This window comes from Pseudomonas sp. S5D5 (genome assembly GCF_003013355.1).
Lineage (GTDB): Bacteria > Pseudomonadota > Gammaproteobacteria > Pseudomonadales > Pseudomonadaceae > Aquipseudomonas > Aquipseudomonas aylmerensis.
Genome location: NZ_PTEO01000001.1, coordinates 6,673,295 through 6,698,412 on the forward strand (window position 1 = coordinate 6,673,295; position 25,118 = coordinate 6,698,412).

The 25,118-nt window shown below is 56.5% G+C and carries 17 protein-coding genes and 1 pseudogene; 3 read left to right on the forward strand and 15 right to left on the reverse strand.

Annotation, left to right across the window (positions count from 1 at the left end; translation table 11 throughout):
- Positions 1 to 61: 61 nt before the first annotated feature.
- The 5 genes from C9990_RS30525 to C9990_RS30555 all read right to left on the reverse strand — a co-directional run bounded on the left by C9990_RS30525 (position 62) and on the right by C9990_RS30555 (position 8,695).
- A complete protein-coding gene (locus C9990_RS30525) occupies positions 62 to 1,501 on the reverse strand; it encodes an N-6 DNA methylase (protein WP_106805480.1) in 1,440 nt (479 codons plus the stop codon).
- Entirely contained in the window at positions 1,494 to 2,078 is a 585-nt protein-coding gene (locus tag C9990_RS30530; protein WP_106805481.1) for an HNH endonuclease, read from the reverse strand. The genes C9990_RS30525 and C9990_RS30530 overlap by 8 nt, the downstream gene beginning before the upstream one ends.
- The gene (locus tag C9990_RS30535) at positions 2,078 to 2,710 is read right to left on the reverse strand and encodes a response regulator (protein ID WP_106805482.1); all 633 of its coding nucleotides are present in this window, start codon (positions 2,708 to 2,710) and stop codon (positions 2,078 to 2,080) included. Before C9990_RS30535 ends, C9990_RS30530 begins: the two co-directional genes overlap by 1 nt.
- Positions 2,707 to 5,241 carry an ATP-binding protein gene (locus C9990_RS30540; RefSeq protein WP_106805483.1) on the reverse strand — a complete coding sequence of 845 codons (2,535 nt, stop codon included), beginning with the start codon at positions 5,239 to 5,241 and terminating at the stop codon, positions 2,707 to 2,709. The genes C9990_RS30535 and C9990_RS30540 overlap by 4 nt, the downstream gene beginning before the upstream one ends.
- Before the next feature lie 2,983 nt (positions 5,242 to 8,224).
- On the reverse strand, positions 8,225 to 8,695 hold the full coding sequence (locus tag C9990_RS30555) for a hypothetical protein (RefSeq protein WP_106805485.1): 471 nt from the start codon (positions 8,693 to 8,695) through the stop codon (positions 8,225 to 8,227).
- A gap of 297 nt (positions 8,696 to 8,992) precedes the next feature.
- Between C9990_RS30555 and C9990_RS30560 the strand changes: the two are divergent.
- Positions 8,993 to 9,160, forward strand: a pseudogene (locus C9990_RS30560) (integrase core domain-containing protein); the annotation flags it as partial.
- 44 nt (positions 9,161 to 9,204) lie between these two features.
- Here the strand turns inward: C9990_RS30560 and C9990_RS30565 are convergent.
- The 4 genes from C9990_RS30565 to C9990_RS30580 form a co-directional block, all read right to left on the reverse strand.
- Positions 9,205 to 9,798: a hypothetical protein gene (locus C9990_RS30565; RefSeq protein WP_065899536.1), complete on the reverse strand. Its 594-nt coding sequence runs from the start codon at positions 9,796 to 9,798 to the stop codon at positions 9,205 to 9,207.
- The gene (locus C9990_RS30570) at positions 9,795 to 10,367 is read right to left on the reverse strand and encodes an RNA polymerase sigma factor (protein ID WP_065899535.1); all 573 of its coding nucleotides are present in this window, start codon (positions 10,365 to 10,367) and stop codon (positions 9,795 to 9,797) included. The genes C9990_RS30565 and C9990_RS30570 overlap by 4 nt, the downstream gene beginning before the upstream one ends.
- Positions 10,368 to 10,389: 22 nt before the next feature.
- Positions 10,390 to 12,042 carry a VWA domain-containing protein gene (locus C9990_RS30575; protein ID WP_106805486.1) on the reverse strand — a complete coding sequence of 551 codons (1,653 nt, stop codon included), beginning with the start codon at positions 12,040 to 12,042 and terminating at the stop codon, positions 10,390 to 10,392.
- Between the two features lie 96 nt (positions 12,043 to 12,138).
- Positions 12,139 to 12,768, reverse strand: a complete 630-nt coding sequence (locus C9990_RS30580; RefSeq protein WP_106805487.1) for an amidase — start codon at positions 12,766 to 12,768, stop codon at positions 12,139 to 12,141.
- A gap of 182 nt (positions 12,769 to 12,950) precedes the next feature.
- Here C9990_RS30580 and C9990_RS30585 point away from each other — a divergent pair, with 182 nt between their 5' ends.
- Complete coding sequence (locus tag C9990_RS30585; RefSeq protein ID WP_106805488.1) at positions 12,951 to 13,562, forward strand: hypothetical protein; 612 nt, start codon at positions 12,951 to 12,953, stop codon at positions 13,560 to 13,562.
- Positions 13,563 to 13,578: 16 nt separating this feature from the next.
- Positions 13,579 to 14,166: a hypothetical protein gene (locus C9990_RS30590; protein WP_106805489.1), complete on the forward strand. Its 588-nt coding sequence runs from the start codon at positions 13,579 to 13,581 to the stop codon at positions 14,164 to 14,166.
- Positions 14,167 to 14,218: 52 nt separating this feature from the next.
- Here the strand turns inward: C9990_RS30590 and C9990_RS30595 are convergent, their stop codons facing one another.
- The 6 genes from C9990_RS30595 to C9990_RS30620 all read right to left on the reverse strand — a co-directional run bounded on the left by C9990_RS30595 (position 14,219) and on the right by C9990_RS30620 (position 25,097).
- Positions 14,219 to 14,653, reverse strand: coding sequence for an RDD family protein (locus tag C9990_RS30595; protein WP_106805490.1), 435 nt, complete (start codon positions 14,651 to 14,653; stop codon positions 14,219 to 14,221).
- Positions 14,654 to 14,656: 3 nt separating this feature from the next.
- Positions 14,657 to 15,253: a hypothetical protein gene (locus C9990_RS30600; protein WP_106805491.1), complete on the reverse strand. Its 597-nt coding sequence runs from the start codon at positions 15,251 to 15,253 to the stop codon at positions 14,657 to 14,659.
- A gap of 29 nt (positions 15,254 to 15,282) precedes the next feature.
- The gene (locus C9990_RS30605) at positions 15,283 to 15,762 is read right to left on the reverse strand and encodes an RDD family protein (protein ID WP_106805492.1); all 480 of its coding nucleotides are present in this window, start codon (positions 15,760 to 15,762) and stop codon (positions 15,283 to 15,285) included.
- Between the two features lie 28 nt (positions 15,763 to 15,790).
- Positions 15,791 to 16,579, reverse strand: a complete 789-nt coding sequence (gene lepB / locus C9990_RS30610; RefSeq protein WP_106805493.1) for a signal peptidase I — start codon at positions 16,577 to 16,579, stop codon at positions 15,791 to 15,793.
- Positions 16,580 to 16,672: 93 nt separating this feature from the next.
- Entirely contained in the window at positions 16,673 to 16,891 is a 219-nt protein-coding gene (locus C9990_RS30615; RefSeq protein WP_065899526.1) for a hypothetical protein, read from the reverse strand.
- The gene (locus C9990_RS30620; protein WP_106805494.1) at positions 16,878 to 25,097 is read right to left on the reverse strand and encodes a hemagglutinin repeat-containing protein; all 8,220 of its coding nucleotides are present in this window, start codon (positions 25,095 to 25,097) and stop codon (positions 16,878 to 16,880) included. The genes C9990_RS30615 and C9990_RS30620 overlap by 14 nt, the downstream gene beginning before the upstream one ends.
- Positions 25,098 to 25,118: the final 21 nt, after the last annotated feature.

The following is a 25,118-nucleotide window of genomic DNA, read 5'->3' on the forward strand; positions in this document are numbered from 1 at the left end:
AGAGCTCGCAGGCCTTTTAATTAAAAGGCCAAACCGTATGCTAATACAATCATAAAAATCACTATAAATCACAAAAGAAGACTTGCTCTGCATGAGTTATAAGTTCACTCATAGACATAGCCGAGTTACACTCCGCAAAAGATTCCAACTCCGCAAGCTCTGGAATCGGGATCGAGTTCAAGTCGGTAGCATTAATTTGAGTATGGCCAGAAAACCTTCGAATATATGAGTCAATAGTATTGGTAGATAGATACGCAAAAAGCGCGAGACACGCATTATTACTAAGCCTCACCGTCTCACCCCAAATATAATTCAAATGATTTTCCACCCCCAGATACTCATCACTATAAGACTCTTCTAGAAGAGGAGCAGCTACAATTCTTGTAGATGACTCTTTAAAGGATATTCGTCTCACCAACACATAATTTTTCCGAGGAATCAAAACAGACATAGATTCATTACATATTTTTATGTGCCTGGGTTTTCCAGCAGTTCCGCGTTCAAAAGTAATGGTCGCATCAACCCCAACGCTATCTTGATACAAGAGAAATGACGAACTTTTACTTCTCTTCTCCAACAACCAATCGCCACATCTAAAATCTACAACCTTACCAGTAGACGCTCGCAACCCTAAAGTAAGAAGAGTATTACCAAATCTAGAAATCTTATTCAGGAGTTCATCATCACCCGCAGCTAGAGGGATATGAATAAACTTTTGCATGTCCCCTTTAAAATAAACTTTATCTCGGCATATTTCTTTACTAAACACTTCACCGTTGTTTTTTTCATGAGAAACACGAACAAACTCACTACTTGCTTTTGAAATTTTAAGAATCAAAACCTCTTGCAAAACATCTGAATCCCAGAATATCTTTCTCGACTCAAAAAGATACATCTCCCTTAAATAAAACCCATCCAAAATATTGTTTCGAAACCGTTTGAACAAGGGTCCATTACAAAAACTCCTAGGAATGATCGCGACTAATTCTCCATCATCAGAAAGCAGCCTTAAGCAACACGCTACAAAGGCAGAGTAAATATTTGCCTCTTTATATCCAAGATAACTAAAACAGAATTTAGCTGCATCAGTGCCCGCGAGAATTTTCGAATATGGGGGATTGAGGATAATTCGATCATAACTAGAAAGCCTCGGAAAACTATCAAAGAAGTCCGAATGAATTACGCTAACATCAGCGATATCAAAAAAATTATCTTTCGCTAATTCGGCTAAGAAGCCGTCCTTTTCTATCAATGTTAGTACTGCGCGTTCTTGTTCTCGCTCAGCACGCGTTAAAACAGCAGCAGACAAGTTCCCTACGCCACAACAAGGATCCAAAACAGAAACTGTCTGACCAGGAAGAGCTCGAAACATGTCTGCCATAATAGCTGATACTTTAGCTGGAGTAAAATATTGCTCCGCTAGCTTCTTCTTTTCCGCCGCGATCTCATTTGTGGTCGAGACTCGAGACCTTTCGATCTTTTCTAAAAAAGCATTATTCACGCTTTAACATTCCCGCATATTCAAAATACTTGATTGTTAGCTCACAAAGTGCCTTGACCTCCTGGCTCTCTCCTTCGGACTTATCAGCAATCTTGGCGAGTTCAACCAACTGCTGCTCCATACGCTCCATAAGCCAACAGATCTGTCGTCTCCGCAAACTAAATTTGAGCTTCTTGTGTATATAAGCTCCCAAAGGAGTCAACGGTAGGATTGCGCCATCTCCGCCTCTAGCCAAATGATTATGATAATCCGGATGGCACGGGTCAACATATCCGACTTCACCAACATATGAAGTATCTGAGCTTTCCCCCGGCCAATCGTCACTTTTCCCAATATTACATATCGGACAGCAATAAACTAAATTGCTGTATTCATTTTTAAGCGCATCAAATTTTGATTTTGGAGCAAAATGATCAATATGAAAACCTCGCCTCCCTCCCGAATAGTAATCGGGAGTGTCACAATAACCACACTTTGAGACAAAGTCTTCTCGTAGCTCAAGTTTGTATAATGAGTACCGAGTTTTCTGCTCAACATCGACGCGCCGCTCCGGGCGACAGGAATGAATTGGATACATCACGCCCCTCCCTCACGTTTCAGCAACATATCTACTTGGCAAACCAACTTGGTCAACAACTCTAAACTACGATCCTCCTTTAGTTCATTAGGAAGCATTACGCTTGAAAGGCCATGCTCTTCTAGATAGCTATCCAGCTCAATAATTCTCTGTCTCTGTTGGGCTGTGAGCTCTTCACGTGGCAGCGCAAGCAAAGCTCCAAACTCCTCTTCAGAATTATTGAGCCGAACTCTGTGATCTTCGATTACTTTAGCTATCTGGGCTCTAAACAAGGACTTTAGATCATCTTTCATCATTACAGCTTTAGCTTGAACCAAGCGAGCATCATGTGTTGCGTCTAATGCATCTGGAGCGTGGGATGTCAGCAAGAAGCAGGGAATGTGTTTATTACGCTCTTGCACCAGCTCTATCAACGCTTGCCCATTAAATCCTACAGTTGCCTTCTCGTTCAACATAAAATCTGTCACGAGGGCATCTGGAGGTGAATTCATTATATCGTCAACTACGTCATTCAAATCTGAACCATTGACTATCTGGACAACTTCCAATGAAAAATGACCGTCCATAAATTCCTGAAAATATACAATATCATCAGGATCTTCATCAATATAAACCACCCGCCCCTTATTCATCTATTCAACTCCATTTCTATACTAAAACCATTCCCTCGCCCGAGCCGGGCTGTACCACCATATTCTTCAATTGTTTTCTGAATAAGCCACATTCCAAGCCCAGTACCAATTTCTTCGCCCAGACTATTTGTCTTTGTAGTGAAAGTTGGTCGAAAAATATCTACCGGATTCTGAATATCTGGAGAAAGACCAGGACCTGTGTCTTTATACTCAAAGAGTATCTTCCCACTTAATCCTTTGGACCCGATTGTAATTCCACGTCCGCCAGAAAACCCTGGCCGTTTAAAAGCGTCCGCCGAATTGATAATTAAATTATTAAATATGCAGTCCAAGTCTATCTCATAAGCTTTCAAGCAAAGTGATGGATCATCGACCTCTACGCGCACGGAAACCTGACGCTCTGAAAGGGTACCCATCCATTCATCACGCAGATTCTCAAGGTATGTCTTTATATTAATTTTTACTCTTTTCCGCTTATCCTTTCTGATAGTTCTCAGCGAATATTTTATCCAATTTTTAACTCGCTCATCGTCGCGCCTGAGCATCTCTATTCTTTTGAATGGGTTTTTAAAATCTTGAATTACCTTTCTAGCGTCCAAACTTAAATCGACATATCCATGAATTAGATTCTCTAACTGATCAAATCGATTACCCAGCTTTGAGTTCAAACTATCCAATTCATGAGTAAATGATGCAATAGTAATTCCGCTTGAAGCGAAGACTCTCAACAGAGAGTTCTCCTTCTTCATATCCTCTAGCCGATCATCAATCTCTCGAGTACGAGCTTTTTCCTTGAGGAGAGCCAATGCCAGCTTTTCAGAATCATCCTTGACCTCAGCGTGTTCTTTTTTAATATTGTCAAAAATCTTCTGAGCTAACTTTTCCGCATCTTCTTCCTGCTTTGGATTAAGTTCCTCATCTGAAGGAGTATTCTTTCTATCATTATAAAAAGAATAGATCTCCTTATATAAAGAACTTCGATCCTGCTCAAACTCTTTAATAATGGCTTCAATTATAGACTTAAAAAGACTAAATGCCTCATTCTCTTGAATGCCTTCTCGACTCGACTTATCCTCCAGGCCAATGTTATTCAGCCTCGAGATATTGATAATACCCGACATATTATGAGGGGCTACTCGCCAGCGACCTGATCGAAGCGCCGAAGGATCCTCAGCTTGTCTCCGCCCTAATCCCAACCAATCCCAAGAGGCCTTACCGATTTCCCCGTAAGGGCGCACCCTGAAATTATCTCGATATATACGAACACCATTATTATGCTCGAGCCACCGTTTGCGAGAATCACTGTTATAAGAACGATGCAAAAATATTTCAATATCTTTCTTGTCACTTACCCGTTTCAAAAAGTACAGGGTAAAATCAAACCTACCGATTAGCTCATGAGCCTTCTCGTTGCTTTCCTTGAGTCCCGGCATAAGCTGATAAAGGGATTTATCATACTTCACCGACTCGCCAAACAATTTATTTTTCGTATAAGCAGGATTTCTAAAGAACCCTCTGGCAAGAAGATCGTCGTTAAGACGACTAACGTCCAACTCTTGCCGCGTCGCTTCGAAGTTAATTACCCCATCATCATCCATACGAGCTGAAAGCTTATAATCAAAATCATCACAAATACTTGGCAATACCTGACCGAATTCCGAATGATATTTTCTACTATATACATAAACATTAAACCCTCCAGCCTCTGCTGGAGGCACTAACGATGCCAACTCCGAAAATATTTTTTCAACATTGGATTTCTTCCAACAGTCCCTAGCACGAGAAATCTTGATCTGACTACCTTGCACTAAACTTTGGACATTATGTGACTGCGCCAGGTCTTCACCGAGTGCTTCTGAAAGGTTGAGCTGTAAAGAGCGATCTACAAAACCAAGCGTTGCGTTAACTCCGTCGATAGTCAACCCTTGCTGGTCGAAATCGCCCCAATTAACCTTCCAAAAAAGGCATTTTTTCGAATTCTTTGTTTTTGTTAATAGTTCACACTCTTCCCCTAATCTATCCAAGGCGAAACGACCAATGCCTTTAGCTCCAGACTTCACACGACCGGTATTAACAGATACAAAGTTATAATTCTTATTATCGGTACCAATTGTCATCCATGCTTTTTCAATTACATCCTCGGTCATCCCATCACCATCATCAAGGATATAAACCGTACCACTTTCGGATAGCGTTTTTTCTATTACTTTTCTCTGATCAGCAGTGAAAGCCTTCTCATAAGACGGCCTCAAAAAGACATAAGACTCACTAAACATATCAAGCGAGTAGAAACAAAGAACATCTTGTAACCCTAGCCTTCCAAGGACCTTCTTAAACTTCTCATACTCAAGAGTATTTAATGCGCCTGGAAACTCAACAAATTCATCATCAAAATAGACAATACAAAACGACGCATCAGCATCATAACTATTTTTTACCAGTTCAATCAGCGCACCTTCAGCAGATGAAACGTTTTCCCTGCCTATTAGTCTTGCGGTCCTGGCGGAAACGTTAAACGGTATAGCTTTCATAACCCCCCCTTAAATACACTAGTTTGCTGTGCCATACCGGCGACTATCCCTGACGTGCGTTCGGGTCATGGCGCTACAACGCGTCGGCCTCCTAACGCCCAGCAACTCGTATCACGCTCACACGCTCAAATGCCTCCCCACCAGTGATGGATCTTATCTTCTTTCCCAGAACCACCGATTGGGTCGGTTTTCTACTCGGGGCACGCTGATAACGAATGAGTTTTGAGCAATCATAGCGTCTGCCGAGATTCAACGATCCGTTTTTTGAGCCTCCATTCCCAAGCCTACGCTTTTAGGCCGTCGTGATGACGTTATCGCAGCATACGGGGCGCAGGGGCTTATACCTTGAAGTTGAGCAACCCAGATGGCGGCTATCCCGCGATGCGTCTGACAGAGCTCCATCCGTTGCAAGGCGAGCAGCTCAATGAGAGGCTGACCTTATCGTTGACAAGTACCGGGCTGCATCCTGCGTGCAGCACTCATTGGTCGCGGCGCTGACCACCGTGTTGCCGAGCTGCGTCCTTGACGATTCAATGCAGGATATCTTCGGCTTTGTCGACTACCAGTTAGTCGACTGGAATGTGCATTTGCTGCAGCAGTTTCCTCTGATCAGCGAGCTCAACCGACCCAGGCGAAGGATTAACGAAGGGAGGCAGCAATTCGCCAATTAGCTTTTGGACTGCCAGAGTGTCCTCCACGCAGGTGGCGGAGTCGATCTGCATCAGACGCCTCCTGAGTTCACATGAGTTCAACTGCATCCCGTCACTGACGACCATAAGCGCCTGGCCGCAGCATTGACGCACTTTGTAGCCCCGGAGGATCTGGTCTTGATCACCGGCGACAGTCGCAATGCCCGAGGACGTCGACAAATAGATGTCAAACCCCTGGGAGCCACATCGGGCGAGCCCGAGGATCTCGCGGCCCTCACCAGTTTTGGCCTCACGTTCATCTTGGAAGCACCCAATGCAGTCACGCGGCAGGTTCACTGTGCCGCCGAAAAGGATAGTATCGATCTAGTTCAGCGTTACACAGGCCGAGTGAGTAACACCCCTCTCTTCCCACTCGTCGACGTAGTGTTACTTACAAAAAAATCCAATTAAACAGTAACTTAGATGAATTAGTTACACCCGTAACCTGCGTAACACGCGTTTAAGTGGAGCTACTACCCCAGCACCCCGGAAGTGTCGATTCCCCCAGCGAAGGTCAGGGGCAGCCGACAACCAAGTACCGGAGCCCCTGAGGACTTCACTTGGACTCGGGGTAGGTAACCCGCAGGATCGTGTTAGCGGAAAGCCTCCCAGCTTAGTGAACTGGTGAACCTGGTGAACTCCAGTTACCTATGCATTTGCCTAACCGATTGATCCATCTGAGAGCACCATTACCGATACTGTAAAGATGTCCTGCTTTCTTCAAAATCCTTTCAATTTCAACGATTGAAATTTCAGTAACTTCCAAAGCCTCCCACTAACTCGATCCCGCGGGTTTCATGCCCCGTGTGAAGCTAAAGCTCTCAGGGTCCCCAGCGTGATTTCCTCTCATCGAAAGGCGTAGCCCGCGAAATTCGCTTGGTAGGCTCGAGCGCAACGCGCCTGCCCACAACATCCGGATGCTGACTTTAGCGTTACACGCAGGGGCAGCGTTACATCGGGGGTACGCTATGTAGCTCAACTGTGTAACAGGCATGAAAGCCAATGAAACCGGACGTTTGGTGAAGGGCGTTACACTCGTAACACCGGTTACACCAGTTTTGGAGGGGGGCTGGATATGTGCTCTCATGCTGCCTTTCCAAAGCGGCCCTACGCCACATTGTTGGTGGCCTCTAGGGTGGGTAATTGCACTCAACCTGACCACCCATTCGCATTGCACTTGCCCACTCATTTGCATTCGACTTGGCAAGTCGTTCGCATCGGACTTGACCAGCACACTGGCTGGCCCTGATTGGCAGAAGTCGACCCAAAGCTGACATCAGGCGATGGATGCTCTTGGCCAATAGCCGTGATTAAGCAACCAGCGTAATCTTTCGGCCATCTCGCACAATTGAGGCAAGCAACAGATGACGGAACAGCTTTGCGTTGTATTCATTCCGGCGCTTTCGGTGGCTTTGCAAAGCGCCGAAACGAACAAAGGCTCCCCACTTACAGAGTCCGAGGCACTCAAAATCCGTGATCACGCGACGTGTGTTGCAGTTCCATTCGACGTCGCCCTGGATATGGAGAACGAACGTGGTTTCCGGGACTTAGTTGCCGAGGACTGCTGGAATGAATGGCAGCGACTACGGCTCTCAATGAAGAAATGCCCCCTCTGAATTGCACAAATACTCAGTCATAAGATGCAGTCTCACCTGCCTATTGCTGCTGAAATGAGAGGCAGCTATTGGCCGTTTGTTGCCGACCAAGGCCACTCAGTGTGATGGTCCGATCCGATGCAAACGGCTGGTCAAGTCGAATGCCTGGATACCCTGGATGAAAATGCAAGATTCATCACCCTTGCGCTCGCCTCACTGGCGGCAGAAGGTCGAACGAAGAAGTAACTACTCAGCTGCATGGCAACATATCAGCCACCATTGGGTGTTGCTTTACCCTACAGGGGCACCTCGAAAAAGTGGCCAGAAGGAAGCGCCGTGTATGCCCACGTGTATGCCTAACCGAAGCACCACCAAGCAGACCCAATGAATACGGGCATCTTACTGTCCAGTTCAAACGACGCCGGGGCACCACATACTAGTTTCTGGCTGTATCAGACAGTCTATGAAGCCCCAACGAAGCCCGCCTTGTGCGGGCTTTGTTGTTTCTGGCTTTTAATCGTCGCTCTTAAGAAGATCGACCGGTGTGATCCACTGCGAAGCGCAAATGCGCCAACGGCGGCACAATTCAAGGCGCTGGTGGAGCGCAGCCAGTCGTTCACATCGGGTTTGACCAGCACACTGGGTGGCCTGATCGGCAGAAGTCGACCCAAAGCGGGCATCCACTCGTGACTTTTGAGATCATGCGCCCACGTCATTTATCAGTTCGCGCCAGGCATCCCTTGCGTTCTGCTCCGAGGTAAAGACTTGTACTTTTGGATGCCAGAACTGCCCCTCAATTACGATGCATTCCAGAGTAGAGTCCTGAAACGTGAAGACATAATGGATGGCATCTTTTAGAAACCGCTGTCTATCGTGTCGCGGATGAATGGCGTTTCTCTGCTCAAGCTCTGCTAGCCAAGGCGAATTATCTATTCGATGAATTTGGTAATGCTTGAGACCAAGCCCAATAAGCGGATGACCGCCCAAAGCCTCGTCGTTTGGTGAGCCGAACTGCATTTTCCTAACTAGGGGAAAATGGATTACAGCTATTTCTTCCCCTGCGGTGCAATACCGTAAACATAGCTGCGTGTCCGTGGCAAACACGATGGGTTCGGGCGACGTACTTGGCTGTGGCCAGGAGTCAAGCAGCACTACGGTTGCGAATGACATAGGGAAGCCTGGTGAATAATAGGGGGGAAACAGAGTGCGAGAGCGACGCGTTGTCGTCAAACGTTACTGATCGCGATGGGCTGCTTCTGGCGGTTTTTTGCCGATCAAGGCCATCCAGTGTGCTGCTCAAATCTGATGCAAACGACTGGTCAAGTCGAATGCAAATGGGTGGTCAAGTCCATGCAACTACGCATCTAGGGAATCAAGATGACCAGCGTGATTTCTGATCACCAGGTGGTGAGGACAGCTGATATGCAATGCGACTGGCTCGAGGTAGATTGACTACCTGACAACACGGCGGAGAGGATAAACGGCATTTTGAAGACCGAGCTCCTGCTTTATCGCCCTAAAGATCTGGCGGACGCAGTGAAAATGGTGGATGAGTCGGTGCTGATCTACAACGGGGAACGGCCACACCTGTCCCTGAAATCCAAAACGCCCGATGCACTGCATCGGGCGTTTTGAGACTGAAATAGGTGTAAACCTATTTCAGGACTAGACATGTTGATTCAGTGCTTCTGCAACGCCTCTAATCGCGCCGGCAGGTCTTCCTCGGGGAAACGCTCATGCAGCGCCAGCAGTTGCTCATCCGCCGCCCTGCTTTCTCCCGCCGCGCGCAACCGCAGGATTTCGCGCAAGCCCTGTTCCAACGATGGCAACGCCACCGGCGCACGCTTGCTCAGTTGTTTGGCGGCCGGGGCATCTGCCAATGAGCCGGCGATTTCAGCTTGGGGCGGTGGGGCGACGGCCAATCGGGCCATGGGCGCAGGCGCAGGCGCCGAGAACGCTTGTGGCGCCGGGCGTGCAGTGTCCTGTTGAAGACCGGAGAAGGTCGCGGTGGATATCTCGGGCTGCGGCACTGGCGAGCGCATCACCACGCCGATCATCAGCGCGAGGCCTGCGACGGTAGCGAATGCCATCTGCCAGCGCGGGCGTTGGCAGGCTTGCAGCCAGCGTTGCCACAGGTTTGGCTGCGGCGCCGGGGCTTCGCGGCGGGCGGTGGCGAGGATGAAGGCGTCGAGGGACGCAGGCGGTTCGCCCGTGCTGTGTTGACGAAAATGCTGGATCAGCTCGTCGTCAGGCATTTGTCGTGAGTCGGTCATGCGGGTATCTCCTCGGCCAGCAGGCGGCGCAGTTTCTGCTGGGCGTAACGCAGGCGGCTTTTTACGGTTTCCAGCGGGGCGCCGGTGAGGGCGGCGATTTGCGGCACCTCAAGGTCGCCGTGCAGGCGCAGCAGGAAGACTTCGCGCTGGTCTTCGGGCAACGCCTGCAACGCGGCGTCGAGGCGCGCCTGGTCGCGGCTCAGGCTCAGTTGCTGCTCGGGCCCGGCGCTGTCGTCGGGCTGGGCGTGCAGTTGCTCGTCGTAGCTGTCGTGCAGGGGGTTGTGAATACCGTGCTTGCGCCAGTAATCGATCAGGCGATTGCGGGCAATCTGGAACAGCCACGTACGAAAACTCGCCCTCCCCTGTGGCTGCGTGTTGCTGCGGATCAGGCTGAGCCAGGTCTCCTGGTAGATTTCCTCGGCCAGTTCGGCCTTGTTGCTCAGGGACACCAGGAACCGATACAGGCCCTGGCGGTGCCGCGCGTACAAGGCTTCGAACGCGGCACCATCGCCGGTTCGGTAGCGGGCCAGCAGCGATTCGTCGCTGGGCAGGTCGTTTGGAGCGGGCATATCGATGGCTAACTCCCTTTATTCACTGTTTGGCCGGGGCTTTGAGGCTCTGGGCCAATTCCACCAGTTGTACAAACTCGTTACGCAACCCGAACGGGTCATCCCCACGCGCCGAGCGGGCCAGTGCGGCGGTGTCCTGCAAACTCATGCTGCCAGTGTAGCGGCCATCGCCCTTGAGCTGTTGGGCGAAGGCCGCCACGGCCGCCGAGAAGCGCAGGTCGTCGCTGGCCGCAGTGGACGCGTTGACGATCGGGCGTTCGATCAGCCGGCTGTCACCGCCTGCCGCCGGCTTGTAGCGCACCCGCAGCAGCGCCAGCTCGCCGGTGTTGTGCGCCACCTCAGGCGCTGACGCGTAGCGCAGCGGCTCCAACCAGCCTTTCTCGCCCTTCGGCACAATTTCATACAGCGCGGTGACGGTATGCCCTGCACCGATTTCGCCGGCGTCGACCTTGTCGTTGTTGAAATCCTCACGCTTGAGCGCACGGTTTTCATAGCCCAAAAGGCGATACTCGCTGACGCGTGCCGGGTTGAATTCGACCTGCAGCTTCACATCCCGCGCCACCACCGCCAAGGTCGAGCTGAGTTGCTCGACCAGCACCTTGCGCGCTTCGCGCAGGGTGTCGATGTAGGCGTAGTTGCCGTCGCCGGCATCGGCCAACTGTTCCATCAGGTGTTCGTTATAGTTATCCACGCCAAAGCCGAGGGTGGTGAGGGATACGCCACTTTTGCGCTGGTCTGCGGCCATTTGCTTGAGGCTGTCGAAGTCGCTGACGCCGACATTGAAATCACCGTCGGTGGCCAACAGGATGCGATTGATGCCCTTGTCGATAAACCCTTCGCGGGCCATCTGGTAAGCCAGTTCGATGCCGGACGCACCCGCCGTGGCACCGCCGGCAGTGAGTTGGTCGATGGCGTTGCGGATCTTGGCCTTGTCTCGCCCGGAAGTGGGCTTGAGCACTACGCGGGACTCACCGGCATAGACCACCAGCGACACCCGGTCCTGGTCGCGCAACTGATCCACCAGCAACTTCAGGGTGCTTTTGACCAGGGGCAGACCCTCGCGGCGGTCCATGGAGCCGGACACATCCACCAGGAACACCAGGTTGGCCGGGGCCAGGTCCGCCACGGCGCGGTCGGAGGCCTTGATGCCGATGCGCAGCAATTGGGTGTGCGGGTTCCACGGCGTGGTGGCGACTTCAGTGGTGACACCAAAGGGCGAGCCATCGGTGGGCAACGCGTAGTTGTAGGGGAAGTAGTTGACCATTTCCTCCAGTCGCACAGCGCCTTCGGGCGGCAGGCTGCCTTGATTGAGGAAACGCCTTACGTTGGCGTAGCTGCCCGTGTCGACATCGACGCTGAAGGTGGACACCGGCGTTTCGGCCACGCGGTGCACGGGGTTATCCGGAAGGTTCTGGTATTGCTCGCGGGGCTCACTGCGGTAGGCCATCGCTGCCGAATCCTGCATCACCAGGCGCGTGGTCATGGGGGCGGGCGACGGCATGCGCTGGCTCACGGCGCCCTGAACGGCGGCACTTTTCAACTCGGCGACCGGCGCAGCGTTGGCCGGCTTGGCCACATCATGCGAGGCAGACAGCCCGCAGCCAGCCAGCGCCACCAACAAGGTCACGGCAAAGCCCTGGGCAGCAGGACGCAGGAAGAGCGGGGAGTAGGACATGGGTCTGAACCTCGTGAATGAATGATCCGTTCACAAGGTCAGACGCAAGCTTCAGGTGGTTCGGGTTAAGCCATCTCTACTCAATCGACCCGCACCTCAACGGCACGGGCGATCGGCTGCCACTGTCGACTCCATCGCCATCGGGATGCCCTGGTTCGGCGCCAGCAACTCGTAGACAAAGAAGGGGCAGCGCACGCCCATCTTGCCCTCGGTATCCGAGCCATACACCATGCCGACGTAAGCCTCGTACTGGCGGCCCTTTTCAAAGGTGTACACCCGCGAAAGCGCCGGGCACTTGCTGTAGGTGCTGCCGTAGCTGCCCACCGCCAACTCCTCGCGCACCATCAGAAACGGCTTACCCGCCGGCACCTGGTATTCGGCCACGATCTCGGTGTACATCCCTTCGGCCATGCTGGTCACACCGAGGTATTCGGCCATCTTCGGCAGCACGCGCGGGGGCATGCCCAACTTTGGCGGCACCAAGGGTGATTGCGGGTAATTGATGCTCGGCTTGACCACATCATAAAAACGCCCGGCCTTGGCCAAGCCTTGCTCATTGCCGACGCAGCCGGTGTACGCGCCGCCCCGCACTTCGCCATTGGTGATCACACGCAACTTGGCCGTGTCGGTACCGGCGGGCGGTGCAACGTAGGGCACCCAGGGTTGGTGGTTGCAGGCAGACAGCAGCAACAGCGTGCTGCACAGGGCGAGAGGTTTCAGGTCCATTGAGCGGGTTTCCATGCAACGAATGCGAGGGGAATGTCAGGTAACGGGCGCGACTTTACTCCTGTGCCCCGCCGCTCGCAAAGCCGCCCGAGGGCCTTTTGGCGAAATAAACAATGGAGGCTCAAGTTATCCCCGGATGGGTCGAGACACTGACTTGGTTCGTTCACTTATAGGGATATTGCGTGCTTAAACTTCTCCTCCGGGCCGCGGCCGTGATCGCGACGCTGTCGATGACCGGCTGCGTCTCCTACACCGTCACCGGCCCTATCGGCGCCCCGCTCCACCCGGCAGCGGCCAGCAGCCCGCGCAGCGCGCAAATCGCCGATGTGGCGGTAAGTGACGCCGACGTCAACGAGGCCAACAAGACGGCGATCAGCCGCTCCCTGACGGCCCAGCTCAACCAGTACGTGCGCACGGCGGGTTACTTCAAGCAAGTCACCGAGTACCCCGTGCGCCTCGAAGAAAACGACGTCGTGCTCAAGTTCAACATGACCTCCCTCAAGGGCCATCGCAGCCCGCACCCGGCCTACGTGCCCGGCGCGCTGCTGACGCTGACGATCTGGATCTGGGTCAACGGCCCGATCTATGTCGACAGCTTCGACGTCGCCGGCGACCTGGTGATCGTCGACCGCAACGGCAAGGAATTGGCTGCGGCCAAGGAGTCGATCAAGTTCGAGCACAACGTCGGCCTCTACAGCGGCGAGTATTGGGCACCGTCCATGGGCGCCCAGCAATTGAGCAAACTGGTCGCGCAACTGCTCGACACGGCCACCGCCAAACTGGCCAAGCCATAACTTCAAGGAGCACTGCATGAAAGGATTGATCAAACACTGCCTGGTACTCGCTGCCGTCCTGTTGACGGGCTGCGTGTCGTACTCGCAACACGAACTGCCAGCCGTGCAGACCTGGCCGCCGACCGCCAATGCGCCGGAGCAAAAACCTACGGTGTACGTGCGCACCACCGCGCAGAACCACGTCAACGGCGGCCCGGGCAATGCGGCGGCGGGTGCACCGGCGGCGCTGTGGGAAAAGACTGTGGCGGATACGTTTCGCCAGTCCAACCGCTTCGCGCGGGTGAGCACCGACAAGGTCGACTCGGACCTCTATGTGGATGCCACGCTGCACAACAATGAAGAATACAGCCCGGTGTCGGCGTTCATTACCGGCTTCACGTTCTGTGTCATCCCGACCACCGCGAAGAACATCTTCACCCTTGAAACGGTGTTCAAGGACAAGGATGGCAAGGAACTGGGTCGGGTCAAGAAGAGTGAATCGGTGCGCACCTGGGTGCATCTGGTGCTGATCGTGGGCCTGCCGTTCCAGAGCGATACACGCGAAGTGGTCGACGCATTGACGCGCAGCACGCTCGACGAGGCGGTGCAGCGCAAGTTGCTGTAACACGCCTGGGATCAGGATGGGAGCTGCCGCGCTCCCACCTTGAATGCCCGCGTCAGGTATTGATTACCACCGTCTTGGCCAACATGTCGCCCAGGCGCCGACGCAGTCCCATCAATACGAACATACCGTCCAGCACACTGAGCAACAGCTTCGGCAGGTTGCGCAGGAACGACTGCACCACGGTGCAGTTCGTGGGGTACGGATAACCCACGACCGCCGTGCGGCACACGCGCTTGCCCAGGCTCTGGCCCTGGGGCAATGCATCGCAAAAGAGAAGGTACCCAATCGCCAATAAGGTCAGCGCGGAGCTGGCGTATTGGAAAAGCATCAGGCTCGTCGCCGTGTGGGCATACAGGGAGGCATAGCCGAGCGGCGTCTTCAACAACAGCAAGCCAAACGCCACGCCCATATCGATGAGGTAGCCCAGCAGCCGCTTGACCGGGCTGGCCAGGTTATCGCTGCCGGCCACCGACGCTGAATCGCTCATCAGTCATTTATCCTTAAGGGGTTGAGGGCGGCACACGTTGTGCGCCTGGTTCTCGGCGATGTCTTCCATGTGCTTGCCGACGATGGGGTTGAGCACCAACAGGCGTTCCGACTTGCCGGTGGGGCGGTAGGCCGGACCCTGGGCATCGGTGTGCAGCGTGAAGCCGCTGGCGGCCAATGCCTTGACCAATTGCGTGCGCTTGAGCACGTCGCCATTGCCACGGAAGTCGCTAACGGTGAGGAACACGATACGGTCTTGCTGCAGCAGCCAGATCGGCCGATCACTGGTCTCGCTGTCGAAGATGTACGCACAGTCCACCGTGGCCACGGGAAAGCTGGCCTGACGCACATAGTGCCCGCCCGCATAGCCCACCAATGTGATCAGGCCCGGCTGCACCACGGCGATTGCATCCTCGGTCTGCTCGCCCTTCATCACGCCGTAGTTCGTGTACGCCCAACGCAACCTGGTGAACTCGGCGGGCGTCGCCGCAAGCTTCAGGTCAGCCGTGATCCGCGCCTGATCTTCAGCGCCGCGATAGGGAAGGCCCTGGCATCCGGCGAGGGTTGCCAGGCACAGGAGGATAAAAGCTCGGTAAATCATCTGACGTGTCCTTGTCCGTTAAATAACCATCAGCCACGGGAAGTGCCGTTGTCATAAATGTCCGCCAGGCTGCGCACCGTGGTCAGGTTGCCGGTCTGGACCACGATGGTCTTGGCGAACATATCCCCCAGGCGCGTGCGTGACTCCATGAAGATCCACACCCAATCGATCACCACCAGCACCCCGGCATTGCGGGTGAGCGACTGCGAAAGGGTACAGCCCTTGCGGGTCTTGCGGTCGACGGTGGCAATGCTCAACAGGCGCTTGCCGAGACTCTGGCCATTGGGCAATGCATCGGCCAACAGGACGTAGGCGAAGCCGGCAAAAAAGCCCGAGAGAATGCCACGCTGGGACGTTATCGCAGGCACATAGGCAGACACCGCGTCGGCGCCGGATTTGACGATGAAAAAGATCAGCACTGCGATGGCGCAATCAATGATACGAGCGGCCAGGCGGCGGCCGATGCTGGCCAGGATGGTCGCCCGTCCGGTGGTGTTCGGGACATTCATAGGGTGTTGCTCCAGCTTCAAGAAGGTATCAAGGGAATGTCGTGCCGATCCGCGTCCGGTCTTTGGAGGACCAGATGCCGGTCACCTTGCCCACCACGTCTTCAACCGCGACCTGGCCCATGAAGCGGCTGTCATTGCTGTTGTGGCGGTTATCGCCCAGCAGGTAGACGTGCCCCGGCGCAACCTTGACCGGCGCGAGCGTCAGCGATTCCGGGCCTTTCACACGGTCGGCCTGGGCATGGAACAGCCCGACATTTTCGCCGTTGTGGATCAGCTCGCCGTTGACGATTTCCAAGGTGTCCCCGGCGACGCCCGCCACGCGCTTGATCGCTTCGGTGCCATTCCAGCGGTACACCACGATGTCACCGACCTTGGGTGGCCCCGCACGCAGGTCGGACACGATGTAGTCGCCGATCGACACGGTGGGCGCCATCGAGGCTGTCGGTACGAAGTAGGTGTTGAAGCCCAGCAGCGGTGCACGCAGCACCGAGAGCAAGACCAGCGTGACCACCACCAGCACGCCCACATAGAGCACGTGGACACGTTTGCGCGGCACATTCAGCGGGCCGGTGTAGCGGCGCGCCAGCACCGCGGCGGTGACCGCCGAGGCAAGCTTGACGCTGATGATGAAGCCCAACAGGACATACAAACCGAGCGGCGTCGAGATCAGCCCGCACAGGCCCAGCAGCACGATGCCGATATACATCAGCGCCGCGACGCGGATGCCCCACTGGATGCGGTCGACATACACCAGGCCCCAGCCGGCCACCAGGCAGGACATCAGGAAGGCCTGCAGGGAAAGTTTTACGGGTTTCATTCATCGTCCTTGAAAAGGTAAAGGCGCCTAGCCGAACAACGGGCCGGAGTTTAACGCAGTGTCCGCCTGATACGCTCCGCTGCCCGTGGATAATCAGCGCACATTAAAGAACCAAAGCACCCACCCCGCGATGAATCCAACCCCGGCCACTTTCAGGTACAGCAGGCTGTTTTCCTTCACCAGTCCGATGACATCCTCGCCACCACTCAACCAGTACCCCGCCACCTGGAAGAACACACTCATGAACAGCAGCGCCAACGCAAAGGCACACGGCAGATAAATGGCGACCCACCAGGGTTCATTTCTTCTCATTGAGGTCTCTTTTCTTCATATAGTACTCAACGCTTTTGTTGAAAAGCCCGGAGGCCGTGGAGTCACCCAAATTACCCGCGATGGAAGGAATGGAGCTTGGCGGGGCGGGCTTTGTAATAGTCCATATTCCGGCCGGTACCCACTCGTACTGCTTGGACAAAGGGTTAAGGCCCTTCTCCAAGGGTAATTTGACCATGTTACCAATGCCGAACCCTACGGTTGCGCCCGCTTTACCTACCAAGGCCGCCATGAACGGATCATCGCCCTTCATTTCAGCCTGATAATAACTACCTGTTGCATTCCACGTGACCGTAGGGCTGTACCCTTTACCGGGGGTGATGGCCCCGACTATCCCAGAGCCAATCACGTCCGCCAGTGTCACCTTGCCATCCGTCACGTATTGGATACCGGCGCCAACACCGGCGGAAACGCCCACGGAGACTAACTGTTCTCGCCCTTTGGTCACTGCATTGGTGAGAATGGATTTACCGCCCATCAAAATGGCAGGCCACGTGAACGGATCGATGACAACCGACATCACGCGGTCTGAGTCGGTAATGTTTTCCTTCAGAAACTTGAGGTCCGCGCCATTCAGATAATTAACCAGCGCAATGGCCTCGGGGTTCTTCAACTTTTCACTCATGCGGAACTGTGAGGGATCGGCATCTCTGGCAACATTGGTACTTGCCTGGATTTCCTCTTCGCGCGGGACACACGTCCATCCCCCGCCCGTACAGCGACCCGCCATTCTTTTACTGTTTTCATTACTGATATCGATGTATTTCTTTATCACCGGCGCGCAGTCTCCACCCCTGACGTTTTTACAGGCTGTCAGTTCTTTATCAAGTGCACGGGCTTCTGTCTCGCTCAGCCAGTTATTTTCCACCGCATTACGTCCTGCTTGAGCGCCGGCGACAGCGCCGAACATGTCACCGCCCGCGAGCCCTCCGCCCACACCCGCAGCCAAGCTCGACAACGCGGAAACCGTTGCTTTTTGCGCCTGGGTCAAGTCAGCGGTCGCGGTGCCCGGATACAGCTGACGGGCAATAAATTCGCCGGTTGCAGCACCGGCTGCCCCTGACAATGCCGAGTTACCCTGGGCTTGCGCCACCACCGCACCCAGCACTGCGTGAGCCATCAGGTTGGCGTAGGGGTCGCCTTCAGTCTGCTGCTTGATTTCATGGGCCAGGTACGGTGCCGCCGCACCCGCCAACGCACCGCCAACACTGCCACCCATGACCGCCTGCACCACGGCCGTCACGGCCTGGCTGGCCTTCTGGAAGCTGCTGCCGACGCCATAATCCTTCTGGGCTTGCTGGCTGATCTGCGCCGGTGTCGGGTTAGCGATACCGTCCTCAATCAGCTTCTGCCGTGTGGCTTTATTGATGTCGCTGTTGGGGTCATTGGCGGCATTGATCCTGGCGGCGGCGATGGCGTCGCCGATCCCCTTGGTCAACTCCATCGAGCTTTTGATCAGGTCCATGCGTTCTTGCATGGCCTTCTGGTCAGGCTTGTCGAGGTGCTGGTTGGCATTCGCCGTGTCGCGGTTCAGGCCGATCAGGTCACCCGCGCCTTCCGGGTTGCGCACCACGATCGTGCCTTCACTCACGGCACTGCGGGTGTGGCTGTGGTCCGAATCATTCAGCGCCATGCCATACAGGGCCCCGGGTGTGAGCGTACCGACACCGCCACCGTAGGAACCGGACACACTCATGCCCGCCGATTTGCTTTCGATCTCGCTCTTGTTCTTGATGTCACTGACCAGCAGACGATCGGTGAGCAGTAAATTCCTGTCAGCCGTGGCTTCGCTGGCAATCACCGCGCCCTGCAGGGTGGTGTTCTTGGCCACGTCGATGGTGTAGCCGCCCTTACCGGCAAAGAACCCGCTCTGGTCGGTCACCGCCTGGTAGTCGCTGTTCATCTTCGACGCCGCCAGGTTCGCCGACGCCGCCACGGTGGAGCCGTAGCAGAACGGCGGGATACAGATGCTCGCCCCGAAGCCGGCGCTGTCCTGCTTGCTCTTGGAGGTCTCGGTGTCCTGTCGCGACAGGATGTTGAGGTTGCCGCCGATGTCGGCATCAATGCGATCAGCCCGTACCTGCGCTCCCGCCAAGGTCGTGTCCTGGCCGCTGCGCAGCACCAGTGAACCGGTGTCCAGGGTGGTATTGACTTGCGTCACCGAGCCACCCGACCCCAGGTTCTTGGCGGTTTGTGCGCCCAGGTCGAGAGTGAAGCCGTTTTGCTCGCCAATGTTGAAGCTGGCGCCGATGGCAGTCCGGTTGCGCGAGCCATCGTTTTTACGCTCAGTGGTGTTCTGCGCGCTTTGCAGCAGGATGTTGTTTTTCGCCGACAACAGAGTGTTGCCCGCTTTCAATGAACTGCCGGTGATCAGCAGGTCACCCAAGGTCTGCGGCGCGTCGCCCGCCGCGACAATCAGCAGGTTTTCACCCGCATTGAGACTGCTCTGATGAGCGGTTTGGGCGGTGTATTCACTGCTGCTTTTGGTCCGCGTGTTGGCCAGTTCAGTCCCAATCTTGATCAGCGAGCCGTTACCGGCGGAGCCACCGGTCTTGTCCTTGAAACCGGTGCTTTGCTTATTGAGCTCGCCCGCCTGGTTATTGAGGTTGTAGACCGACAGCGCCGCCTGGGCGATTTTCACTGCCTTCAGACGCGGGTCGTCGGAGCTGCGCGCTGCCTCGGCGGCATCACGGATACTTTTAGTGGTATCGACCACGGTGCCCGCGATCACACGGCCTACCGCCAGGCTCTTGGAACTGTCCTTGCTGGTCTGGCTGGCGGTTTCCATGCCGGCCGTAATGCTGACGTTCGCACCGGTGAGCGCCATGTTTTTGGTACTCACCAGATCACTGGCAATCACCGCCAGCTCACGCCCTGCAGTCAGCGACACATTGCCTGCACTTGAGCCAATCGTGCTGCCGGTCAGGGTCATTTCATTGGCGGTGCCGTTGTGCTTCGAGCTGTTGATGTAGAGTTTCTGGTTGCCGGTGATGTCATCCAGGCCCAGCGTGTTGCCGGTCAACACACCGGTGAGGTCGCGGTTTTTTTCCTTGTGCATGTCGGTGCGGGCGAAGGTGTTCTGCGCCGCATCGATGGTCAGGTCGCGGCCGGCCTGCACGGCGAGGTCGCCGGTGCTGACCAGCGCGGAGCCGGTCACCACGGCATCGCGCTTGGCCGCGACGGTGACGGTTTCGCCGGAGACCATGCTGCCCATGGCGGTGGTGCGTTTTTCGTCGACCTTGTCCTCGACCTTGCTCGCCTTGAGCCCGCCCCAGCTGCTTTTGCTCTCTTTGCGTTCGTGGCGGGCGCTGTCCGAATTGCTCACCGCGAGGATGCTCACGTCCTGCCCGGCAACCAAGTGCGCCGCGCCTTTTTCGGCGGTGACGGCACTGCCGGCCAATAGCAGGTTTTCGCCGGCGACGACCGTGCTGTGAGTGCCAGCGCTGACGAGGCTGCCAACGTTGTTCACGGCGTCGGTTTCGTCGAGGCGGAATTTCTTGCCCTGGGAGGTTTTCTTGGTCTTGCTGTAGAAGCTGTAGTCCTGGTCTTCAGCGGTTTTAAGGCTGAGGTTTTTACCCGACACCAGGTAGGCCTCGCTGCCGGCATTGACCTGGCTCGCCACCAGTTGCAGGTCCTGCCCGGCGCTCAGGCTGGCGTCGCCACCGGCCTTGATCACGCTGGAGACTTGCTGGACGTGGTCCTCGATGCGCTTGACCTTTTTCGAGTTGAACGTCGAGTGCTGCTCATTGGCCGCTGCTCCCGCGTTGAAATCGCGGGTGGCGACCAGGTTGATATCGCGCGTGGCTTGCACCTGGCTGGCCACGATGCTGATGTCGCGCCCGGCGGCCACGTGCAGGTCGCGACCGGCTTCCACCACGGAGCCTTGTTGCGCGATGGTCTTGTAGTTGGAGCGCGTGCCGATGGCGCCGCTGTCGAGGGTTTGCGAGGCGCTGATGTTGACGTCGCCCACGGCTTGCGCGGTGGTGTCCGCGCCGCTCTTGAGCACACCACCGACGTTGTTGAGGTTGGCCCCGGCCTGCAAGGTCAGTGCGTTGGCCGATTCGATGCGCGCGGCGCTGTCGACGAAATCGCTGCGCTCGGTGCGATAGGCACTGGCGCTTTCGTGGGTGGTCACCGTGCGCTCGTTGAGCAGGTCGGCGCCGGTGGCGAGGTTGACGTCGTGCCCGGCAATGACACCGCCCGCGCGGTTGGTCAGGTTGTTGCCGCTGAGCAGGTCGAGACGCCCGCCGGCTTCCATCAAGCCGCTGTTGGTGAGGTTGCTGCCGACATTGGCCAGCAGGCTGCCGTTGGCGCGCAAAGTGCCGGCGTTATTGAGGTGGCTGCCGCTGATCAAGCTGACGTCGCTACCGGTAATCAATGCACCATTGGGCGCCAGGCGGTTGCTGGCCTGGGCCAGGTACAGCACCGGGACCAGCACTTGTTGCCCGGCGACGGTAGCGTTTTCCAGCCACACGATGTCGTGCGTCAGGGCCGCAACCTGTTCGGCGGTGAGGCTGACACCCACCGACAGGCTGAGCGCGTCCTTGCTGCTGATGGCGTTGTCCATCAGGTGCTTGAACAGGTCGGCATCGCTGGTCTGGCCGTCGATGAAACGCTGGCCGGTACGCGCAAGCACGGCCTGCTGGATCAGGCGCTGTTCGTAGAAACCGTCGCCGAGGCGCCGTTGCGCGGTGTCGGGGTCGTAACCGAGCTTGCTGAGCATGTAGTCCGAGCTCATGAACTGGCGCATGTCGGTGAGCAGCGGGTTGGTTTCGATCAGGTATTTGTGCGGGTTGGCCGCGAACTGGCTGGTGGGCACGCCGTTCACGCCATTGCCGTCATTGAGGTGGAACAAGCCGTTCTGCCCGGTGGGCAGGTCGAAGCCTGGCAGGCCCAACGGGTTGACTTGTTGCTGGGCGACGTCCGGCGGCAGCTGCGGGTTGAGGCTGACCTCGGTCGAGTAGCCCGGCGCATGGCTGTTGGCGCCGCTGCCGACGTAGGTGTAGCCGCCGCGCACGACTGTGTTGTCGATACCCGCCTGGGCCTGCACAGTCACAGCGCCACCGGCCTGGATCACGGCCGCGTAGCTCTGGTCCACCGGTGCCAGTTCGGTGGTCTTGCGCAGGGGGAGCTTCTCCATCTGCATCGCGCCGATAAACGTCGCCAGCGACGCTTCCAGGCCGCCGAGGTTATTGGCGTCGTACCGAGTGCCGCCAATGGAATATTGGTCAGTGAAGTCCGCGGCGTAGCGGTACCAACCCTCTGGCTTGCGCTCTCGATCGGAGGTAAACACGCGGTCGTACTGGGTGTCGTGAGTCACCACACCGACGTTGGTCAATTGGTTGACCCGCACCGTCATGTTGCCACCCGAAGCGATGCTACTGCTGCTGTTGAGCAGGTCGCCGCCGGTCAGCAGCATGTCGGCGCCCGAGGTAATGCTGGACGCTGCCGTCGCGTCGCTGACGATGAAGCGATCGCGCTGGGTGATCTGGAACGGTCGGTTCTGCTTGCCACCGTCGCAGTCGCCACCGGTCACGCCCTCGACACAGGCGATAGGGGTGATGGAGGCGCTGTAGATGCCCGATTCGGTGGTCAGCACAGTACGGATGTTGTCGATTGTGCTGGCCGCCAGGACCAGGTTGCGCTCGCTTTCGATGGTGCCCGAGCTGTTGATGATGCTGGTGGCCAGCCCACCCTGGCCGTCGCGGTCAACGCGCAGGTTGCCCATGGCGTAAATGCTGGCGCCGAGGTTTTTCAGGCGATCCACCTTCAGGTTCATGTCGCCGCCGCTGAAGATCAACCCGTGGTCATTGAGCAGGTTGCCCACCGACAGGTCGAGGCTGCCCTGGCTGGCAACAGAGCCGCCCACCGTCCAGTCCTGGCCGCTGCCGACCAGGCTGCGGGTACCGAGCAATTGCCCGGTGGCCGTCTGATGCAGGTTGTCGACATTCACCGTCAGGCGCCCGGCCTGAATCGCGGTGCTGTTGGTCCAGTGGGTCTTGTCGAGGGTCAAGTCGCCCTGGGTCACCAGGCTGCCGCCGACGTCATCGAGGCTGATGCCACTGAGGTCGAGCACGCCGGTGCCGACGTGCAACACCTTGCCGCCGGTGTTCTGGAAAGTGCCGGCGGCGAGGCTCAATTGGTCGTTGGCGGTCTCCAGGCTACCGCTGTTGTTCAGCAGGCCACCGATGGCGTAGCGGGTCTTGCCGACGACACCGAGGGCGCGCATTCGCCCGCTGTTGGTGAGGCTTGCGCTGTCGACATCCAGGGTCGTGGCGCTTTCGATCAAGCCACGGTTGACCAGCGCGCCACGCAGGCTGACGTCGACCCGGTTGGCTGCGATCTCCCCGCCGTTATCCACATTCACGCCACTCAGGCGCACGCGGTCACGGGCGAACAGGTTGCCACTGCCGTTGTTGAAATCCGTGGCATCGATAAGCGCATCGCCGCCTTTGGCCGCGATGCGTCCGCCGTTGTTATCGAGGGTGCCGGCGGTAATGCTGAGGCCGGCCTTTTCGCTGTGGATCAGGCCGTTGGTGCCGTTCTGCACGCCTTCGGAGGCGGTCAGGCTCAGGCCATCGTTGGCGGCCAGGGTGCCGCTGTTCTGGTTGTCGATGCTGGTGGCGAACACCGTCAGCAAGCTTTGGCTTGCGAGCTTGCCGCCCTGGTTGTCGAGATGGGCGGCACGCTGGACCAGCAAGGGCCCGACACTCGCCAGCTTGCCGTTGCGGTTGATCAGGTCACCGAGCAAATCCAGGGTAAGCGTGCTGGCGCCGGTGAGGTTGCCGGCACTGTTGTCCAGGGTATTGCCGTGCAGGGTGAATGCGCCCGTGCTGTCGATGATGCCGCCCTGGCTGTTGTCCAGCAGGCCGCTGACGTTGAGGGTTTGAGTACCGTCGCTGAGCAATTGGCCCTTGTTGCGGTTATCGAGGCTGCCGGCGATGATGTTCAGCGCTTGCTTGGCGCTCATGCTGGCGCCTTGGTTATCCAGGTCTTGGGCGACGTTCGCGGTCAGGCTGCGATTGGCGATTACGGTGCCGGTGTTGGTGATCTGCTGGCTGTCGAGCGTGACGTCGCCCCCGGCGTTGCGGGTGTTGTCGGCGTTGACCCCGGCTTCGATGATGCCGTTGTTGGTCAGCTTGCCGTTGCTCGCGAGGGTGATGCTGTCACGGGCGGCGAGGCTCTTGCGGTTTTTCAGCTCGCCCTTGGTCTTTGCCTTCAGGGTGGTGCCGGCGTAGACCGGGCCCTGGGCATCCAGGCTTGCCGCCTTGATATCCACCGCACCGCTGGAGGCGGCCTGGGCCATGCTCAGGTGGCCGTTGACATCGAGTTGGATATCGCCGCCGCTGGCGGCCAATGTGCCGTCGAGCTTCACGCCGACGCCGGCCTCGGTGCCCACCAGCTTGATGGCGCCGGCGTACATGCCGCCCAGTGCCGACGAGTCGATCGCCAGCTCCGGCTTGGCGCTGCCGTCGTCGGCGCGCGCGGTGGTTTTCAGGCTTTTGGCATCGACGTCATTGCGACCGGCGATCACCGTAAGCTCGCGTGCATTGATCTGCGCGTTGATCTTGGCCGAACGGGTGATGATCTCGAAATGGTCGACGTTGCTCGCGTTCAAGCCCTTGCCGTCGATGGTTACCGCACCGCCATCCACCTGGTAATGGTCCAGGCGGCCGACTTTGTCGATGACTGGCTTGCCGGTGGTCAGGGTGACATTCGGGGTGTTGATAAAACCGCAGCCGTTGCAGCTGATGCCATACGGGTTGGCGACGATCACCTTGGCCGACTGGCCCGCCACTTCGGTGTAGCCGCGCAACTGGCTGGGGCTCCCGCCGTTGACTTCGTTGAGGATGACATTCGCAGCGCCGCCCTTGAGGTTCGGGTTACCGACGATGATCCCGCCCAGCTGCGTGTTCTGCACCATGCCCGTGGCGTTGTTGAGGATCACGCCATTGGGGCCGACGTTGTAGTCCTTGAACTGGTTATGGGACAGGCCGCTGCCATTGGGCGTGGCGATGTTCACCACCGGCACGCCGTTGCCCGCCTGGCCGACGGTCGTGCCCGGACCGCTGACCACGATACCGTCGGCCTGGGCCAGCAGCGGCTGCCAGAACAGCGCATTGGCCAGGATCAGGGCCAGGCCACGCTGGGACAGGGTTTTCAGGGCAACAACAGGGCGAACGTCCATATTCAGAATCTCACGGCAGCG

Bases quoted from the DNA above. Each gene is read 5' to 3' on its own strand.
- C9990_RS30530 (WP_106805481.1), bottom strand. From the start codon at position 2,078: ATGTATCCAATTCATTCCTGTCGCCCGGAGCGGCGCGTCGATGTTGAG.
- C9990_RS30535 (WP_106805482.1), bottom strand. From the start codon at position 2,710: ATGAATAAGGGGCGGGTGGTTTATATTGATGAAGATCCTGATGATATT.
- C9990_RS30540 (WP_106805483.1), bottom strand. From the start codon at position 5,241: ATGAAAGCTATACCGTTTAACGTTTCCGCCAGGACCGCAAGACTAATA.
- C9990_RS30555 (WP_106805485.1), bottom strand. From the start codon at position 8,695: ATGTCATTCGCAACCGTAGTGCTGCTTGACTCCTGGCCACAGCCAAGT.
- C9990_RS30565 (WP_065899536.1), bottom strand. From the start codon at position 9,798: ATGACCGACTCACGACAAATGCCTGACGACGAGCTGATCCAGCATTTT.
- C9990_RS30570 (WP_065899535.1), bottom strand. From the start codon at position 10,367: ATGCCCGCTCCAAACGACCTGCCCAGCGACGAATCGCTGCTGGCCCGC.
- C9990_RS30575 (WP_106805486.1), bottom strand. From the start codon at position 12,042: ATGTCCTACTCCCCGCTCTTCCTGCGTCCTGCTGCCCAGGGCTTTGCC.
- C9990_RS30580 (WP_106805487.1), bottom strand. From the start codon at position 12,768: ATGGACCTGAAACCTCTCGCCCTGTGCAGCACGCTGTTGCTGCTGTCT.
- C9990_RS30590 (WP_106805489.1), top strand. From the start codon at position 13,579: ATGAAAGGATTGATCAAACACTGCCTGGTACTCGCTGCCGTCCTGTTG.
- C9990_RS30595 (WP_106805490.1), bottom strand. From the start codon at position 14,653: ATGAGCGATTCAGCGTCGGTGGCCGGCAGCGATAACCTGGCCAGCCCG.
- C9990_RS30600 (WP_106805491.1), bottom strand. From the start codon at position 15,253: ATGATTTACCGAGCTTTTATCCTCCTGTGCCTGGCAACCCTCGCCGGA.
- C9990_RS30605 (WP_106805492.1), bottom strand. From the start codon at position 15,762: ATGAATGTCCCGAACACCACCGGACGGGCGACCATCCTGGCCAGCATC.
- lepB (WP_106805493.1), bottom strand. From the start codon at position 16,579: ATGAAACCCGTAAAACTTTCCCTGCAGGCCTTCCTGATGTCCTGCCTG.
- C9990_RS30615 (WP_065899526.1), bottom strand. From the start codon at position 16,891: ATGAGAAGAAATGAACCCTGGTGGGTCGCCATTTATCTGCCGTGTGCC.
- C9990_RS30620 (WP_106805494.1), bottom strand. From the start codon at position 25,097: ATGGACGTTCGCCCTGTTGTTGCCCTGAAAACCCTGTCCCAGCGTGGC.